Below are 1,189 nucleotides of genomic sequence, written 5' to 3' on the forward strand. Positions count from 1 at the left end.
TGGTCCGCCAGGGTCATCAGCTCCGCGGCGATGAAGTCCGGGGTCGGCACATTCTCGGCGGGCAGCACGGCATTGTGCGGGCGCGTCAGCAGGGCGCCCTGCATGCCGGCGGCCTGGGCACCAATGGTGTCCCACACATGGCAGGCGATCATGCACATGTCGCCCAGTTCGACGTCGAGCTGCTCAGCGACATGCTGATAGGTGGCCGGTGCCGGCTTGAACTGCTTGACGCTGTCGACGCTGAAGTGCTGCTCGAAGGCCTCGCTGATACCGGCCTTCTCCAGCGGCGTCGGGGAGGCGCCTGCGGGGGAATTGGTCAGCGTCACCAGGCGGAAACCGGCCTGCTTGAGACGCTCAAGCGCCGGGGCGACATCGGGATGGGCCGGCATCTCGGCCATGCGCGACTTGAGCTCATCGATATCGTCATCCGCGAGTCTGACCTGATGGATGTCGGCGACCATCTTGAGGGCGCCCACGCCGAGCGCCCCGAAGTGGGTATAGCGTTGTGAGAGCGTCATGGTCTGCGAGTACAGCACCAGCTGTGCGAACCATTCGCGCAACACGCTTTCATCACCGAACACGCGTGAGAACAACGGCGAGAGAGTGGTGATGTCGAGCAGTGTCTCGTTGACGTCGAATACCAGTACGTCGGGAAAGGTCGTGTCAGACATGATGACTCCTGGGGTGATATTTCAGACATGCAGTGGGCGCGAAGCGAGGTAGCAGGCCGACGTGTAGCGTCAGGGGGGGGGGCAGTGCCAGCGGATCAGCGCTGGCAAGCCCGCGTCACTTTCTTCATGACGCAAGACTACCCGTTGTTGAGCGATTGCTCAAATCATGGCCGTTGGCAGTGTGATGACGCCGGTCAAAGGTCTGGAATGGCAGCGACAGCCTCAGCGTCTGACGGCGCTCGATATTTTCATGATCAAATGTTGTACAAACATTGAATTTACGCCATATTGCGTCGCAGAAGGGCTGAAAAAACCAAGAAAACAGCAGGGGTAAGGGACAATGAGCAATATCGCTATCTGGATGGGGCTTGGCTTGGCCGTCACCTTTGTGCTGTTGGCGACTGGCGTCTTTGACAGGCTACTGACCCGTATCGAGCAGGATGATTCGGCGCGCAAGATGAAATGATCTGCTGGCGGTAACAGCCGAAGGGATTCACGTAAAACCCACCCTCCAGGGT

2 protein-coding genes are annotated in these 1,189 nt (G+C 59.6%); one reads left to right on the forward strand and one right to left on the reverse strand.

Annotation, left to right across the window (positions count from 1 at the left end; all coding sequences use genetic code 11):
- A partial coding sequence (locus AC4FAH_RS12265) for a haloacid dehalogenase type II (RefSeq protein WP_490246110.1) occupies positions 1–671 on the reverse strand: 671 nt, incomplete at its 3' end.
- Positions 672–1,011: 340 nt separating this feature from the next.
- Between AC4FAH_RS12265 and AC4FAH_RS12270 the strand changes: the two genes are divergently transcribed.
- Positions 1,012–1,137 (forward strand): hypothetical protein, encoded by a 126-nt coding sequence (locus AC4FAH_RS12270; RefSeq protein WP_267895301.1) that lies wholly within the window; start codon positions 1,012–1,014, stop codon positions 1,135–1,137.
- Positions 1,138–1,189 lie beyond the last annotated feature (52 nt).

Source organism: Cobetia sp., from assembly GCF_983723665.1.